This window comes from Corallococcus macrosporus DSM 14697 (genome assembly GCF_002305895.1).
GTDB classification, from domain to species: Bacteria; Myxococcota; Myxococcia; order Myxococcales; family Myxococcaceae; genus Myxococcus; species Myxococcus macrosporus.
The window spans coordinates 3042211-3057921 of sequence record NZ_CP022203.1; the positions used below are offsets into that span (position 1 = coordinate 3042211).

The 15711-nt window shown below is 73.6% G+C and carries 10 protein-coding genes; 6 read left to right on the top strand and 4 right to left on the bottom strand.

The features are described 5' to 3' along the window. Positions 1 to 28 precede the first annotated feature (28 nt). Genes MYMAC_RS12920 through MYMAC_RS12930 form a run of 3 tightly spaced genes read right to left on the bottom strand, consistent with a single transcriptional unit; the run spans position 29 to position 2937 of the window. Complete coding sequence (locus MYMAC_RS12920; protein ID WP_013939185.1) at positions 29 to 853, bottom strand: isocitrate lyase/PEP mutase family protein; 825 nt, start codon at positions 851 to 853, stop codon at positions 29 to 31. Continuing rightward, entirely contained in the window at positions 843 to 1391 is a 549-nt protein-coding gene (gene ogt, locus MYMAC_RS12925) for a methylated-DNA--[protein]-cysteine S-methyltransferase (protein ID WP_013939186.1), read from the bottom strand. Before ogt ends, MYMAC_RS12920 begins: the two co-directional genes overlap by 11 nt. After that, on the bottom strand, positions 1345 to 2937 hold the full coding sequence (locus tag MYMAC_RS12930; RefSeq protein WP_095958307.1) for an AlkA N-terminal domain-containing protein: 1593 nt from the start codon (positions 2935 to 2937) through the stop codon (positions 1345 to 1347). Before MYMAC_RS12930 ends, ogt begins: the two co-directional genes overlap by 47 nt. A 217-nt stretch (positions 2938 to 3154) precedes the next feature. On the opposite strand from MYMAC_RS12930, the gene MYMAC_RS12935 reads away from it, so the two are divergent. Continuing rightward, complete coding sequence (locus MYMAC_RS12935; RefSeq protein WP_095958308.1) at positions 3155 to 4063, top strand: metallophosphoesterase; 909 nt, start codon at positions 3155 to 3157, stop codon at positions 4061 to 4063. Positions 4064 to 4074: 11 nt separating this feature from the next. On the opposite strand, the gene MYMAC_RS12940 is transcribed toward MYMAC_RS12935, so the two are convergent. Next, positions 4075 to 4983, bottom strand: a complete 909-nt coding sequence (locus MYMAC_RS12940) for a phosphatase PAP2 family protein (protein ID WP_095958309.1) — start codon at positions 4981 to 4983, stop codon at positions 4075 to 4077. A gap of 88 nt (positions 4984 to 5071) precedes the next feature. Here MYMAC_RS12940 and MYMAC_RS12945 point away from each other — a divergent pair, with 88 nt between their 5' ends. From MYMAC_RS12945 to MYMAC_RS12965, 5 genes are all read left to right on the top strand, one after another. Further along, positions 5072 to 5935 carry a GNAT family N-acetyltransferase gene (locus MYMAC_RS12945; RefSeq protein ID WP_095958310.1) on the top strand — a complete coding sequence of 288 codons (864 nt, stop codon included), beginning with the start codon at positions 5072 to 5074 and terminating at the stop codon, positions 5933 to 5935. A gap of 66 nt (positions 5936 to 6001) precedes the next feature. Continuing rightward, positions 6002 to 9241 (top strand): PD-(D/E)XK nuclease family protein, encoded by a 3240-nt coding sequence (locus tag MYMAC_RS12950; protein ID WP_095958311.1) that lies wholly within the window; start codon positions 6002 to 6004, stop codon positions 9239 to 9241. Then, positions 9238 to 12903 carry a UvrD-helicase domain-containing protein gene (locus MYMAC_RS12955; protein WP_095958312.1) on the top strand — a complete coding sequence of 1222 codons (3666 nt, stop codon included), beginning with the start codon at positions 9238 to 9240 and terminating at the stop codon, positions 12901 to 12903. Before MYMAC_RS12950 ends, MYMAC_RS12955 begins: the two co-directional genes overlap by 4 nt. A 12-nt stretch (positions 12904 to 12915) precedes the next feature. After that, the gene (locus tag MYMAC_RS12960) at positions 12916 to 14226 is read left to right on the top strand and encodes an adenylosuccinate synthase (RefSeq protein ID WP_095958313.1); all 1311 of its coding nucleotides are present in this window, start codon (positions 12916 to 12918) and stop codon (positions 14224 to 14226) included. Positions 14227 to 14317: 91 nt separating this feature from the next. After that, the gene (locus MYMAC_RS12965; protein WP_204817569.1) at positions 14318 to 15658 is read left to right on the top strand and encodes a tetratricopeptide repeat protein; all 1341 of its coding nucleotides are present in this window, start codon (positions 14318 to 14320) and stop codon (positions 15656 to 15658) included. Positions 15659 to 15711: the final 53 nt, after the last annotated feature.

Consider the following 15711-nt stretch of genomic DNA (forward strand, 5'->3'; position numbering starts at 1 on the left):
GACACGGTGACGCCGCCGGGCGCCCGCTTCAGGGCGCGTCCGGCGGCATCAGCGCGTTGATGGCGGCGTAGCTCATCCGGCCCTGCGTCAGCGGCTCGGAGCGTCCGTCCGCCAGGAAGCCGGAGACCAGGGCCGAGGCCTGGCTCAGGAGCGTCACGGGAATGGAGGTGCCGGCGGAGAGCCGGCGGACCCCCAGCCGCCGCAGCGCCTGGGCGTCAGGGAGGCCCGGACGGACCATGGCGTTGACGGGGAGCACCGTCCCCGCCGCGATGGCCTGGAGGCCGGCGGCGTCCACCAGGGCGGGCACGAAGAGGCCATCCGCCCCGGCGGCGCGGTACTGCTCGGCCCGGGCCAGCGTCTCCTGTTGCCGCAGCGGTTCCGGGACGAGCCCGCGCAGGTACACGTCCGTGCGCACGTTGATGAAGAGCCGGACCCCCCGCCGCGTGCTGGCCTGCCTCACGCGGGCAAGCTTCTCGCAGAGCGCGGCGGGCGGGCCGCTGCCGTCCTCGAGGTTGATGCCCACGGCGCCCGCGTCGATGAGCCGCGCGGCCGCCTCCCCCACCTGGGCCGGGTCGTCGGAGTAGCCGCCCTCGAAATCCACCGTGAGCGGCACGCGGATGACGCGGGTGATGGCGCTCACCGTGGAGAGCAGCCGCTCCAGGGGCAGCGCGTCTCCATCCGGATAGCCATGCGTCCAGGCGACGCCCGCGCTCGTGGTGGCGATGGCCTTCGCGCCCAGGCTCTCGATGAGCCGCGCGCTGCCCGCGTCCCAGGCGTTGGGCAGGATGAGGAGGTCGGGGCCCTGGTGCAGGGCGTGGAACGTTTCGGCGCGATGCGGAGTGTCAGTGCTCATGGGAAGACGCCTCTCGTGGGGGAAGGGGGGCTGGGGAGCCTGGCGCATGGCGGCGCTCGTGGTCGAGCAGCCACTGCTTGCGCTGCAGCCCTCCGCCGTAGCCCGTCAGCGCCGCGTTGGCCCCCACCACGCGGTGGCAGGGGACGACGACGCCAATCGGGTTGGCGCCGTTGGCCATGCCCACGGCGCGCACGGCCTTGGGGCGCCCGATGCGCTGGGCGAGCTGGCCGTAGCTGGTGGTGGCGCCGGCGGGGATGTCGCGCAGCGCGCGCCAGACCTCCCGTTGGAAGGGCGTGCCCGCGGTGGCCACGGGCAGCGCGTCGATGGCGCCGAGGTCTCCGCGCAGGTAGGCCCGCATCGCGGCCGTCCTGCCGAACGGGTCGCTCGCGGGCTGGAGCACGTAGCCGTTGGCGCCGTAGTGGAGCCGCAGCAGCCGGAGCATCCGCTCTTCGTGCTCCTCCCAGTCGACGGCGCGAAGGCAGCCCGCTTCGTCACAGACGACCCGCATCAGGCCGATGGGCGTGGGAGCGCGGTCCATGAGCAAACGCAGCGGCGGGGGCATCGTCATCTCTCCGGGGAGCAGGGGAACGGGGGAGGCGGAGCAGGGGCGCGGGGCGGGCGGCGTCGGCGGCCCAGAGGTGCTGCGCGGCATAGGCGCGCCAGGGGCTCCAGGCCTCGGCGCGGCGGAGTGCCTCCTCCGGTGAAGGCCGCGCGCCCCGGGCATCGGCCAGGGCGCGCAGCAGCGCGACGTCCGCGGAGGGGAAGGCGTCCGTCTCACGCACGGCGCGCAGCGCGATGTACTGCGCCGTCCAGTCGCCGATGCCGGGGATGCGCTTGAAGCGCTCGACGGTCTCCTCCAACGTGGCGCGCGGCTGGAACAGCAGCGGGTCCGCGGCGGCCGCGGCGGCCAGGGTCGACAGCGTCCGGGCGCGGGCGGCGGGCATCCCGAGCGCGCTCAAGTCCTCACGCGCCAGTCGCTCCGGCCGGGGGAAGGCGCGCGTCAGCCGGGCGTCCCCTGTCGCTCCGACGTCCACCGGCTCCCCGTACGCCGCCACCAGCCGCGCGCCGAGCCCGCGCGCGGCGGCCAACGTGACCTGCTGGCCCAGCACCGCGCGGATGGCCAGCTCGAAGCCATCCCAGCCGCCCGGGGCCCGCAGCCCGGGGCGCCGCGCCACCAGCGGCGCGAGCAGCGCGTCACGGGACAGATGCGCCTGGATGACGGCCATGTCCGCGCCCACGTCGAAGACGCGCCGGACCTGGGCCACCACCGTGGGCAGCGCCTGGACCGCGGGCAGGCGGAGCGTCGCGAGCAGCCCCTCGCGCCCGGAGGCCCGGACGACCTCGACGGCGCCCGGGCCGCCTGGCGTCGCCACCGTGCGCCGGTAGCGCCCGGCCTCCACGTGCTCCAGGCCTGGGAGGGCCCGCGCCTCCAGGTGCGCCAGCATCGATTCCCAGTCGTAGGGCGGCTGGTAGGGGATGAACAGCGTGACGCCCGCCGCGGCGCCCGCCATGGGAGACCGGCTCCGGCGGAGCGCGCCAGGCGGCCGCCCATACAGGGCGCGGAACACGTCGTTGAAGCGGCGGACGCTGCGGAACCCCGAGGCCAGCGCCACCTGGGCCATGGGCAGGGCCGTCTCGTGCAGGAGCTGCCGGGCGAACAGCACGCGCCGCGTCTGGGCCACGGCCACGGGGGAGGCGCCCAGGTGCTGTTGGAACAACCGCCGGAGCTGCCGGTCCCCCACGCCCAGCCGGTCCGCGAGCTCCGACACCCCCGCGCCGTCCTCATCCAGCCCGCCTTCGGCGATGAGCGCCAGGGCCCGGGCGACGGTGTTGGAGGTGCCGCGCCAGAAGGCGAGGTCCGGTGAGGTCTCCGGACGGCAGCGCAGGCAGGGCCGGTAGCCCGCCTCCTGGGCCCCGGCGGCGCTCGGATAGAAGGTGCAGTTCTCGAAGCGGGGCGTCCGGGCCGGGCAGATGGGCCGGCAATAGATGCGCGTGGTCCGCACGGCGGTGAAGAACCGTCCGTCGAAGCGGGCATCCCGGGTCTGCATCGCGCGGTAGCACGCGCTGGGGTCCAGGCCGTTCATGGGGGGCAAACTCCCATACGCGGTGGTCGCTGTCTGGCTGCTTTCGGACCTCAATGGCACGCAGGGGGCGCCATGGGAAGGTGGGGGTGGACGGGGTGCGTCATCCACCGCGCGCCGGGATTGGCCGTCAGGAGAGGTTGCGTTCTGTCAGCCATTGGCGACATGGGATGAACTCGACTCGACAGGGCGGGGGGGCGCGTGCAGCCTTTCAAGCAAGATGCCGGAACCCCTACTTGTCGCGGCCGTGGGCGACATCCATGGCCGCTTCCATCGTGTGGAGACGTGGCTGGACGCGCTGGAGCAGGCCCGTGGCCGCCAGGTGGACCTGGTGCTGGCGGTGGGCGACGTGGAGGCCTTCCGTCGCGCGGATGACCACCGCCGCAAGGCGGCCAAGCGCGCCATGCCCGCGGAGTTCGCGGAATACGCCGACGGGCTCCGGCAGGTGAGGCGGCCGCTGTACTTCATCGCCGGCAACAACGAGGACTTCGAGGCGCTGCACGACCTCCAGCAGGGCGGGACGCTGGCACCGAACGTGACGTACCTGGGCCGCGCCGGGGTCCGCGAGCTGCGCGGCCTGCGGGTGGCGTACCTGTCGGGCATCCACGCGCCGCGCTTCATCGACCAGCCGCTGAAGCCCCCCGTCACGCCGGACATGGTGAAGCAGGCCGGCTATTTCCGCACCCCGGAGGTGGAACTGGTGGCGGCGCTGCGCGACGTGGACCTGATGCTGGTCCACGAATGGCCGCGAGGCATCGTCCAGCGCGCGCGGGAGGAGAACCCCTCACCGCCCCGGCCGTTGCCTTCGTATTGGATTGGCAATCCCGTGACGCGGCGGCTGGTGGACACGGTGCTGCCGAAGTGGATGCTGTGCGGCCACTCGCACAAGGGCTTCGCGGTGACGCTGGAGAGCCCGGGACGGCCGGCCACTCGCATCGCCTGCCTGGACCAGGCGGCCCGGCCACAGGAGTCCGTCTTCTGGTTGGAGTACGAGGGCCGCCAGGCCCTGCGCGCGGGGTGGGGCGTTTCGGGCGCGGTGTCGTGGAGCGCCGGCGAGCGCTGGGACATGAACGCCCTGCCGCCGCTGGCCACGGAGGGCGACGGCGCGACAGCGGAGGCCGGCCTCTGACGCGCGGCGCGCTAGAAGGTGCCGGAGATGCCCATCATCCGCGCGCTGGCGGTGGGCGTCATGTGGAACTGCCCGGCCTGGGCCTTGGGCGTGGCGTCCCCCTTCCGGCCATGGAGCAGCAGGGGCACGGCGACGCCCACCGCCGAGCCCAGCAGGGCCCCGGTGGCCACGTCCGTGAGGTAGTGCTTGTCTGCGCCCATGCGCAGCAGGCCCACGGAGGTGGCCACGGGCACGCCCACCGCCCAGATCCACGCCTGGTGCTTGTAGCCCCGCAGCGCGGCCACGGTGCCCGCGGACACCACCAGGGAGAAGGCCAGGTTGGTGTGGCCGCTGTAGAAGGACAGGTTGTTGTCGGTGGGGTGGTCGGTGAGGCCCTTCTGGTCCTCGGGCAGCACGTGGACGAAGGGCCGCTCGCGGCCGGCGATGAACTTCACCGTCTGGTTGGCCAGCGAGGCGAACACCGCGCTCTGGACGATGATGGCGGCGTCCTGGGCGAAGAAGCGCGACGGCGCACCCGAGCTGTTCCCCACGGCGTACTGGAGGCCGAGCACACCCGCGGGCAGCGCGGCGAAGCCGACGATGTTGCTCCAGTTGTGGGCCCGTCTGCGGGCCTCGGGCGTCGCCCCGGCGAGGCCTCGGCCCCAGCGGTCCAGCCGGTTGAGGCGGTCCGTCCCGTCCGGTGCGCGGTCGCACCAGCGGCACTGCGCCGGGGCCAGGTCGTCCTTGAGGAAGCTCTCACTGGAAATCCACAGCGCGCCCGCCGCGCCGGTGAGGATGCCATCCCGCGTCCAGTCGAAGCGGATCTCATGGAGCCGTGGCTCGTCCGCGCCATCCTGGGCGGCGACGGGGGCGGCGGGGACGACGGCCAGCAGGACGGCAATGGCAAACGCTCGAAATGGGGGGCGCACGGCGGGCAGCATACGGGCGCAGTCCCTTCGGGTTCCAGCAATGAGTCCCACGGCTTCATGCGTAGACTCGGGCTCGCCTGCCTTGGGAGGTATTTCGCTCATGCAACTGGCCCCCGCGTCTGACCTGCCCCCGCGAGCCCTGTCCACGCTGTTCGCCCGTGCGTTCGAGGGCTACTTCGTCCCCGTGCCGGACGCGCCCGCCCTGTTCGACGCGCGCGTGCGCGGCGAGCACATCTCCCTGGAGGAGAGCCGCGTGGCCCGCGTGGACGGCGAGCCCGTGGGGCTCGTGTTGATGGCCCGCCGGGGCCGGGAGAGCCGGGTGGCGGGCATGGGCGTGGTGCCCGCGTGGCGCAATCGCAAGCTCGGCGGTGCCATGCTGCGTCCGCTGCTGGACGAGGCCCGCGCCCGCGGCGACGCCCGGGTCGTCCTGGAGGTCATCGAGCAGAACGCGCCCGCGGTGGCGCTCTACGAACGCCTGGGCTTCCAGCGCGTGCGCCGGCTGGTGGGCTTCATGGGCACGCCCGAACCCCTGGACGAGGCGCCCGCGCTGGAGGAAGTGGCCCCGTGGGCCTGCGCGCGGTGGTTGCCGGAGGGGTTGCCGTGGCAGCTCGCCCCCGCGACGGTGATGGGGCTGGCGTCACCGGCCCGGGCGTTCCGGCTCGGGCCCGCGGTCGCGGTGGTGGCGGATGTCGCGCCGCCCACCCTGGTGCTGCGTTCCATCAGCGTGGAGCCCTCGGTCCGGGGGCAAGGCGCGGGACGCAAGCTCTTGAGGGCCCTGGCGGCGCGGTGGCCCGGCAAGCCGCTGGCCGTGAGCGCCATCGTCCCGGAAGGCCCCCTGGGGCGATTCTTCCTGGGGGCGGGGCTGGCCCCAACGCCGCTCACGCAGCTCGAGCTGTCACTGCCCCTGGCTGTCGGCGGGGAAGCCGGGAATCCGTGGCCGGCGACCGGGCAGGCGCGGAAATGACCTGGGCGGCGGGCCCGGAATGGAGCATGAAACGCACCCGCCCGGTCGTTCTAGAATCCGCCCCGCATGTCCTTCCGCTCTGGCCGCACCCTCCACGTGTTTCCCGACGCCAGCCGGCGTCAGGCCGCGTTGCGGGCCATGGGCGACGCCAGCGGGCTGAGCGTGGGTGCGCAGCTCCTGACGTGGGAGGAGCTGCTTCACGCGTTGGGCGGCGCGCGGGAGCTGAACCGGCGTCCGTGTCCGGCGGTGGCGGCGCGAGCCGTGGTGGCCTCCCTGGGGTTGGAGCTGGGACCCACGCCCTTTGGCGACTACGTGCGCGAGCCCGCCTTCGCCCGGGCCGCGCTGGACGTGGTGCTGGACCTGAAGGCCGGGCGCCTGTCTGCTCGGGAGCTCCAGGACGCGGTGGAGGTCCTGCCGCAGGAGCGCAGGACGCGGGTCCGGGTGATGGCGCGCCTGTACCACCTGTACGAACAGCGGATGGCGGAGCTGAGCCTGGCGGACCGCGAGGACGTCATGCGCGGCGCGCGCGAGGCGCTGGGCCGGGGCGCGTGGCCCGTGGGGTGGGAGGGGCTGAGCACGCTGGTCCTGCACGGTGTCTACGACGTGCGCCCCTCGGGGCTGGAGCTGCTGCTGGCGCTGGCGGCGGCGTGCGAGTCGCGGCGGGTGACGTTGCGCGTGGAGACGCCGGTGGGGGGCTCGCCCGCGGCGGACGCGGCGCTGACGGCCCTCTTCCGCGCCTTCGAGAACCGCGGCGACGCCATGACGCACGTGGACCTCTTCAAGGCGGACGTCACCTTCGAGGGCCGGCCCTTCATCGACCTGGGGCGCCACCTCTTCTCGCCGCGAGCGCCGCGTGACGTGCTGAAGGACGCGGTGCCGGCGCTGAGCGTGTGGAGCGCGGCCACGGCGCGCGACGAGGCGCGGCTGCTGGCCCGGGACGTGCGGCGCCTGCTGTCCGACGGGGTGGCGCCCGGGGACATCGCGGTGGCGTACCGCGAGCTGGGGCCCGAGGCGGGCTGGCTCGCGGAGTCGCTGGGGGAGCTGGGCGTGCCGGTGCGCCTGCCCTGGGGCGAGCCGCTGGGGCTCGCCGGGCCGGTGCGGCTGGCGCTGGACCTGCCGCTGTTGGTGGAGGATGCCTTCCCGGCCGACCGCGTGGCGGACCTCATGGCCAGCCGCTACGCGCCCACGCTGTCCCGTGGCGGCCCGGCCGCGCCCGCGAGCCTCTTCGCCCAGGCCGCCGTGCGTGATGACCGGCTGGGCGCGGTGCGGGGACGCGGTGCCTATGACGTGCGGCTGGACGGACTGGCGCGGCGGCTCCTGGCGCTGAACGGCACGCGCAACGCGCCGGACAGCGCGCGCGTCCACGCCGTGAAGCTGCTGCGCGAGCGCTGCCTGCTGTTGGTGGAGGCCTGCCGCCGCATCCCCGAGGAAGGCACCGCCGTGGAGCTGCTCGCGGCGTGGTGGCAGGTGGTGGAGAAGCTGGGCCTCGTGGACGCCGAGGGGGCCCTGGAGCCGCGCGAGGAGGGCGGGCTGGGCGCTCGCGCGGCGGACGCGCGGGCGCGGGACGATGCCGCGCGCGAGGCGCTCCGTCTGCGGGTGCAGGGCCTGACGCGGATGATGAAGACGGTGGGCGGCGGGCCGAAGATGCGCCGACGCACGTTCGGCCGCTGGTTGCGTGACGCGATGGCGGACGCGCACCTTCCACCGCGAGGCCCCCGGGGCGCCGCCGTCGAGGTGCTCGACGTGGCGGAGCTGCCGGGCCGCTCCTTCCAGCACCTCTTCCTGGCGGGGCTGACGGAAGGGCGCTTCCCCGGGCGTGACGCCCCGTCACCGCTGCTGGCGGACGCGGAGCGCGCGGCCCTCAACAAGCACCTGGGCCGCGATGTCTTCCGTCTCACGGGTGGCGAGTTCGATGATCGCGCGGCCTGGCGCCTCACCGAGGACCGCCTGCTGTTCGCCAGCGCGCTGGCCGCCTCGGAGGCGAGCGTCAGCCTGTCCTTCGCGGTGGAGTCCGCGGGAGGGCAGGAGCAGGTGCCGTCCGCGTTCCTGGAAGAGGTGCGCCGGCTCACCGCGCTGAAGTGGACGCCGCGCTCGCTGTCGCCCATCCCCAGGCTGGACGAGGTGCTCACCGAGTCCGAGCTGCGCCGCTGTGTGGCGCTGGAGGCCCTGTCCCAGCCGAAGCTGCGCGTCACCGAGCCCGACGCCGCGGCCGCGGTGCTCCGGCGCCGCTTCGAGTCCGAGCCCTGGTACAGGGGCGCGCGGGAGCTGGCGGAGGTGGAGGTGGAGCGCCTGTTCTTCTTCGGGAACAAGACGGCGCAGCCCGGGCCGTACTCGGGCTCGGTGGACGTCAACACCCTGCGCGAGTCCCTGCGGGAGACGTTCCGCTTCGACATCACCCGGCCGCTCTCCGCGTCGGCGCTGGCGCGCTTCGGCAACTGCGGCTTCCAGGGCTTCCTCTCGTACGGCCTGAAGGTGGCGGAGCCGGACATCCCGGGAGAGGAGTTCGACGCCCGGGGCCGCGGCACCTTCTGGCACAAGGTGGTGGAGAAGGTCTTCGCGGCGCTGAAGGAGAAGCAGCTCCTGGGCAAGGCGCCGGAGGAGGTTCCGGAGGAGGTGCTGGACGTCGCGCTCAAGGCCGCCATCAAGGACTTCGAGCGCGTGCACCACGTGGGGCACCCGGAGCTGTGGAAGCTGGCGGCCGAGCGGGCCCGCGCCATGGCCCGCCGCATCCTGGTGGACGAGCGTCGGGGCTTGCCCTTCGACACGATGACGCCGGGGGACTTCGAGTTCCGCTTCGGGCCCGCCGCCCGTGACGACAAGTGGAGCAACGTCGTGCTGCACGCGGGCGAGGAGCCCGTGTACTTCGAGGGCACCATCGACCGGCTGGACACCTCGGGCGGCGAGGTGGGCGTCATCGACTACAAGTCGGGCCGGCTGGAGGAGCGCGCGCTGAAGGAGAAGCTGCTGACGTCGGACTTCCAGCTCCCGCTGTACCTCTACGCGGCGCGGGAGAGCGGCCACGCGAACGCGCGGCATGCGGCGTGGTTCTCCCTGCGCACGGGTAAGGCCATCCGCCTGTCCGAGGTCATCTCCGACGCGGAGCTGGACGAGCTGCTGTCGAAGGACCCCGAGGTCCGCGCGAAGGTGGCGGAGAAGGAGGGCCTCAACCTGCCCAACGCGGTGGAGGCGCTGGTGGGCACGCTGCGCCAGGGCAAGTTCGCCGCGCGGCCCCAGGACTGCGGGACGTGTGGCTACCGCGCCGTGTGCCGCATCACGGACCGCCGCATGACGGAGGAGGCCGGATGAGCGCGGGGCCCTCCCTCCTCGCGCTGGAGCGCAACCTCGCCCTGATGGCGGGCGCCGGCGCGGGCAAGACGTACAGCCTGGTCACCATGACGCTGCACCTGCTCGCGGGGGCGCGTGAGGCCGGCGGCCCGGTGCGCCCGGCGCGGCTGTGCATGCTCACGTTCACGGACAAGGCCGCCGCGGAGATGCGCTCGCGCGTCCGCCAGCGCCTGGATGGGCTGGCGCAGGGCGAGACGCGCCTGGACCAGGAGGAGGAGCTGCGCGCCTCGCTGGCGCGGCTGGACAAGCCCTTCCCGCTGCCGGATGCGTGGCGTCAGCTCCGCGAGGAGCTGGGCGCGGCCACGGTGGGCACCTTCCACTCGCTGTGCGGCCAGTTGCTGCGGCGCGCGCCGCCCGCGGTGGGCATCGACCCGAACTTCGAGGTGCTGGACTCGCTGGAGGCGACGGGGCTGGTGCAGGACGTCTGCGAGCGCGTCGTCCTCGACGCGCTGGAGGCGGGTGACGCGCAGGTGCGGGAGCTGTGCCGGGAGCTGGGCTTCTCCGGCTCGGGGTTCTCGGACGGCCTGGTGGCCGCGCTGGTGTCCGTCTACGGCAAGCTCCGCGAGGAAGGGCTGCGCGCGGAGAAGGCCGCCGTGAGCGACGCCGCGGAGGCGCGCGCGGAGCTGGACGCGGCGATTGCGCGGTGCAAGGCGCTGTGCGCCGAGGCCCGGGGCCTGGACGCGAAGGGCGAGTGGAGCCGGCTGTTGGGCGGGCTGGAGCGCGCGCTCAACGGCATGACGGCGGAGAACTTCGGCGAGGGCGAGCGCTTCCCGTGGCTGCGGGCCTGCTTCAAGGCGGACGGGCGCAACTTCTCCAGGCTCAGCAAGGGCGCCGCCGCGCCCGTCAAGAACCTCTACTGGCGCGTCTTCGGCAAGAGCGATGGCTCCGTGCCCCGGCTGGACGACGCCTGGGCCGCCTGGCGCACCGTGCCCTTCGAGGTCACCTTCCGCGAGCTCCTGACGCGCGTCGAAGCCCGTCACGACACGGAGCTGTCGCGCCGCAACGTGCTCGACTTCACGTCGTTGCTGGTGAAGTCGCGCGACCTGCTCCGGGAGCATCCGGAGTTCCGCCGTCAGGCGCAGGAGCGCATCGGCGCGCTGTTGGTGGACGAGTTCCAGGACACCAACCGCCTCCAGTTGGACCTGGTGTTGCTCCTGGCGGAGCAGCGAGAGGGCGGCCCGCGCGAGCTGGCGCCCGACGCGGACCTGGTGAAGGCGCTGCCGCTGGAGCCCGCCTTCCTGTGCGCGGTGGGTGACCGCAAGCAGTCCATCTACGAGTTCCGTGGCGCGGACGTGTCCGTCTTCTCCGTGCTGGCGAAGAAGCTGGAGGACGAAGGGGGCACGCGCGGCTTCCTCCAGAACAACCGCCGCTCCGTGCCTGGCTTGCTGTCGTTCTTCAACCGCACCTTCGCCGGCGTGCTCGTCGCCGCCGACGCCCGGAACCCCCGGCCCTTCGAGGTCATCTACGTCCCGGAAGAGGACGACCTCACCGCGTTCAGGCCGTCGCTGGCAGAGGGGCCCGTCGTGGAGCGGTTGCTGCTGGAGGAAGCGGCCACCTCGGCGGACCTGCGCTGGCTGGACGCGGACGCGATTGCCCGCCGGCTGCGGTGCCTGCTGGCGCCCGGCGCGCCGCCGTCGGTGGCGCGCGAGGACGGTGAAGGACAGCGTCCTGCGCGGGGCGGCGACGTGGCCATGCTCTTCCGGACCTTCACGCACCTGGAGGTGTACCGGCAGGCCCTCATCCGCCACGGCGTCCCGCACCGCGTGCTGCGCGGGCGTGGCTTCTATGGCGCGCAGGAGGTGATGGACCTGGCCTCGTTGCTCGCGCTGCTGGCGGACGCGGAGGACGCGCTGGCCTTCGCCGCGGTGCTGCGCTCGCCGTTGGTGGGGCTGTCGGACGCATCCCTGTTCCGCCTCGCGGGGGACGCGCCCCTGTCCCTGGCGTCGCCCCGGCTGACGGACCCGGAGGTGTTGGGCGCGTTGTCCGAGCGCGAGCGGCAACGCCTGGAGCGTTTCCTCGCGGCGCTCCCCGGGCTGCGGCGCGAGCGCGACCGGCTGGGCGTGCGCGAGCTGCTGGTGTCCGCGCTGGATGCGACGGGCTATCGCGAAGCGCTCGCGGGCTCGCCCTACGCGGAGCAGGCGAGCGCCAACGTGGAGAAGCTCCTGGCGCTGGCGTCGCGGCGGGACGAGCGTGGCACGGGCGGCTGCGTGGCCTTCGCGCGCGAGCTGCGGATGCTGGCGGAGAACGACCCGACGGAGGCCCAGGCGGACCTGCTGGACGCGGGCGACCCGCGCGCGGTGCAACTGCTCACCATCCACAGCGCCAAGGGCCTGGAGTGGCCGGTGGTGGTGGTGCCTTCGATGGGCGGCCGCCGGCGTGTGAGCTCGGGCCGGGCCCACTTCGAGCGCACCCACGGCATCTCCCTTCAACCGTGGGTACCGGATTCGCTGGACGATGGCTACACCTCCAGCCGCTTCGACGCGGTGCGCGCCGAGCTGAAGGCCCGCGAGGACGCCGAGTACCGCCGCCTGCTCTACGTCGCGCTCACCCGCGCCAAGGACATGCTGGTGCTGGCGGGCGGCGCGGAGCCGCGCGGTGGCAAGGCCTCCTGGTGGCACCAGATTGACGGGCGTCTGGACGTGGACGCGGAGCTGCGCCGCCTGGTGGAGGACCTGGACGTCGACACGTTGCCGCCACCCGCGGACCCGGAGCCCCCGGGCCCGGAGGCCTTGCGCCTGGCGGAGGCGCGCGTCGAGGACGCGCTGCTGCGCGTGCGGGGTGGCCGCGTCGCGCAGGTGGAAGCGCCGGGCGCCGCGGTGGCCACCGCGGAGGCGCTGCAGGACTTCATCGCGTGTCCGCGGCGCTTCCACTACGTGCACCGGCTGGGACTTCGCGGCGCGCCGTGGCCGTGGGAGGTGCCGCCCCGTGGGGCGCCGCCCCTGGTGGAGCCGGACGGGTGGCTTCCCGCCGAGCGCCCCGAGGACCTCGCGCAGCGGCTGCTCCGCGCCGTGGACCTCCGGCTGGCCGCTCCGGAGGTGGACGCTTCTGAACGGCGGGCCCACCTGGAGTCACTGTTGCGTGACGCGGGCGCCCTCCCGGACGAAGAGGGCATGGACGCCGTGCTGCGCACCGCGGAGCGCTTCCTGGCGTCCGGGTTCGCCCGTGAGCTGGCGCGCGCCCCGTCGCAGACGGTTCACCGGGGGCTGCCCTTCGTCCTCGCCCTGGAGGGTGGGGTGAGCGTCGAGGGCACGGTGGACCTGCTGTGGGAGTCTCCGCGGGAGGAGGCCGTGGTGGTGGCCTTCAAGCACGGCGGACGTCATCCGCTGGGAGCGGCCGCGTACACCTATGAGCTGGCGGCGCTGGGGCTGGTGGCTCGGCACATGGTGCGAGAAGGGGTGCCGGTGCGGGTGGGGGTCGTCTCCCTCAAGGAAGCGCAGCCGGAGCCCGAGTGGCTCTCCGGGCCCAGGGGGCTGGAGGACGCAGCGGGGCGGCTCGCGGGCGCGGCACGGGCCGTGTCACGCGGTGAATCCAGGGGTGAATGGGATGGGAGGGAGAAGGCAGCCTGCCAGGCCCTGCATTGTGGCTTCGCGGAACACTGTCACCCGGCCCCCCGTGCGTGCTAAGCGGCGAGCACCATGCCGAACGTCGTCGTCATCGGAGCGCAGTGGGGAGATGAGGGGAAGGGCAAGGTCGTTGACCTGCTCACCGAGCACGCCCAGGTCGTCGTCCGCTTCCAGGGCGGCAACAACGCGGGCCACACGCTGGTGGTGGGCGGGCAGAAGACCGTCCTCCATCTGATTCCCTCGGGCATCCTCCACCCTGGGAAGACGTGTGTCATTGGCAACGGAGTGGTGGTGGACCCCGCCGTCCTCGTTGGGGAGATTGACGCGCTGAAGGCGCGCGGCTTCCTCAAGGACGACGCGCAGCTCCTCATCTCCGACAATGCCCACGTCATCTTCCCGTGGCACAAGCTGCTGGACAGCTTCCGTGAGAAGGCCCGCGGCGGCAGCGCCATTGGCACCACGGGCCGGGGCATCGGCCCCGCGTACGAGGACAAGGTCGCCCGGCGTGGCATCCGCGTGAGGGACCTGCTCAACGCGGACCGGCTGCGCGCGCGCATCGAGGCCCGGCTGCCGGCGGCGCTGGACGAGCTGAAGGACCTGTGCGTGAAGGCGGGCGCCGAGGTGCCGCAGTTGGAGGTGCCGCAGGTGCTGGCGGAGTTCTCCGCCCTGGGTGAGCGGCTCAAGCCCTTCGTCCACGACGCGTCGCTCTACCTCTCCGGCCAGGTGCGCCGCGGCGCCCGCATCCTCTTCGAGGGCGCGCAGGGCACGCTGCTGGACGTGGACCACGGCACCTATCCCTTCGTGACGTCCTCCAACTGCGTGGCGGGCAACGCGGCGGTGGGCTCGGGCCTGGGGCCCACGGCCATCGACAAGGCGATGGGCATCAGCAAGGCCTACACCACGCGCGTGGGCGGTGGCCCGTTCCCCACGGAGCTGAGCGACGCCACGGGCGACCAGCTCCGCAAGGTGGGTGACGAGTTCGGCGCCACCACCGGCCGGCCCCGCCGCTGCGGCTGGCTGGATGGCGTGGTGCTGCGCTACGCCTCGCGCGTCAATGGCCTGTGGGGCATGGCGCTCACCAAGCTGGACGTGCTCAGCGGCCTGAAGACGCTGCAGATCTGCACCGCGTACGAGCTGGACGGCCAGAAGGTGACGGAGCTGCCCGGCGACTACGAGGACCTGGAGCGCGTCAAGCCCATCTACGAGACGCTCCAGGGCTGGGACGAGCAGATCGCCAACGTGCGGACCTTCGACGAGCTGCCGGAGAACGCCAAGCGCTACGTGCGCCGGGTGGAAGAGGTCAGCGGCGTCCCCGTGGTGTGCGTCTCCGTGGGCGCCGACCGCGGCGAGACGGTGCTGCTCCAGAACCCGTTCCGGAGCTGAGCCAACGCCAGGGGCCGCGTCGCTCGCGGGCGTGCTGACGCGGCCCTGGTTTTTCTGCTACGGCTTCCGGGTCGACACTCCGGGAGCCGTCATGCTCGTCTTGCGCAGGTTCGTCATCGCGCTGTCCGCGGCCATGCTGCTGGGCGCCGCGGAGCCCTCCGCCGCGGCGCGGGCGGCCTTCCTGCGGGGAGAGTCCGCGCTGGCGCGAGGCCGCTGGGACGACGCGGCCGCCGCCTACCGGGAGGCCCTGGCCGAGACGCCCGGGTACCCCTCCGCCCTCAATGGTCTGGGCAGCGTGCTGTTCCGCAAGGGACAGGTGCAGGCGTCCCTCACGCACTTCCGCGAGGCCGCCCGGGCCGACCCGGACTTCAAGATGGCCTGGTTCAACCTGGGCTACGCCGCGCGCAAGGCGGGGGACGCGGCCACGGCGGCGCAGGCCTACGAGCGCTACACCCAGCTCGAGCCCGGGGACCCGGAGGGTTTCTACGGGCTGGGGGAGAGCTACCGGCAGCTCGGCCAGAAGGACAAGGCCGTCCCCGCGTACCAGGCGTACATCGCCCGGGAGCAGCGCAAGGGGGAGCAGGTCTGGGTGAACAAGGCGACCGAGCACCTGAAGGCCATGGGCGCCCAGCCCCTGCCGCCCGGCGCCGCGCAGCCGGCCTCGCAGGTGCTCACGGCCGCGTCCGAGGTCGCCCCGGCGCGGATGGCGCCGGCGGACCGGACCGCCAATCCGGCGCTGGCGGCGGCGCGCATCCGCGACGGTGACGCGTTGATGAAGGAGCGGCGCTACCGCGAGGCGGCCTTCGCCTTCCTGGATGCGTCGCACGCGGACGCGGGCCACGTGGAGGCGCTGTTCAAGCTGGGCAATGCCCTGGCGGTGCTGGGCTACTACGGACAGGCGGTGGCGCAGTGGGAGCGGGCCACCGCGCTCACGCAGGACGCGGCCATCCGGCAGAGCGCGAAGGAGAACATCGACCGCGCGCGGGCGAAGATGGCGCAGAGCGGAGCGTCTCCCCAGGCCGCGGGACTGGCTCCCGGCTCCGGCCCCGTGGCGGACACGACGCGCGCGCAGGCGCGCCGCGCGTATGAGCAGGGCGTGCAGCGCATCGCCAGCAAGGACTTCAGCGGTGCGCTGACCAGCCTCACCCAGGCCATCCAGCAGGAACCCATGCTGGCCGTGGCCTACGTCGCGCGTGGCAGCGCCAACATCGGCCTGCGCCGCTACGCCGAGGCCGCGGCGGACTACCAGTTCGCCCTGGAGCTGGAGCCCGGCTCGGCTTCTCCGCTTTACGGACTGGCCGAATCTTTCCGCGCCATGGGCCGGTCGCTCGAGGCGCGCGGCCTCTACGAGCGCTATGCCGCCTCCTCCGCCGCGGACGCCCGCCCCCAGCTCCAGGAGGAATCCCGACAGAAGGCGGCGCGGCTGCGTTGACCGGCAGGCAGGAAGCCCGAGGGTAGGTGGACCGTGTCAGCCCCAGGCATTAG

Bases quoted from the DNA above. Each gene is read 5' to 3' on its own strand.
- MYMAC_RS12920 (WP_013939185.1), bottom strand. From the start codon at position 853: ATGAGCACTGACACTCCGCATCGCGCCGAAACGTTCCACGCCCTGCAC.
- ogt (WP_013939186.1), bottom strand. From the start codon at position 1,391: ATGGACCGCGCTCCCACGCCCATCGGCCTGATGCGGGTCGTCTGTGAC.
- MYMAC_RS12930 (WP_095958307.1), bottom strand. From the start codon at position 2,937: ATGAACGGCCTGGACCCCAGCGCGTGCTACCGCGCGATGCAGACCCGG.
- MYMAC_RS12935 (WP_095958308.1), top strand. From the start codon at position 3,155: ATGCCGGAACCCCTACTTGTCGCGGCCGTGGGCGACATCCATGGCCGC.
- MYMAC_RS12940 (WP_095958309.1), bottom strand. From the start codon at position 4,983: ATGCTGCCCGCCGTGCGCCCCCCATTTCGAGCGTTTGCCATTGCCGTC.
- MYMAC_RS12945 (WP_095958310.1), top strand. From the start codon at position 5,072: ATGCAACTGGCCCCCGCGTCTGACCTGCCCCCGCGAGCCCTGTCCACG.
- MYMAC_RS12950 (WP_095958311.1), top strand. From the start codon at position 6,002: ATGTCCTTCCGCTCTGGCCGCACCCTCCACGTGTTTCCCGACGCCAGC.
- MYMAC_RS12955 (WP_095958312.1), top strand. From the start codon at position 9,238: ATGAGCGCGGGGCCCTCCCTCCTCGCGCTGGAGCGCAACCTCGCCCTG.
- MYMAC_RS12960 (WP_095958313.1), top strand. From the start codon at position 12,916: ATGCCGAACGTCGTCGTCATCGGAGCGCAGTGGGGAGATGAGGGGAAG.
- MYMAC_RS12965 (WP_204817569.1), top strand. From the start codon at position 14,318: ATGCTCGTCTTGCGCAGGTTCGTCATCGCGCTGTCCGCGGCCATGCTG.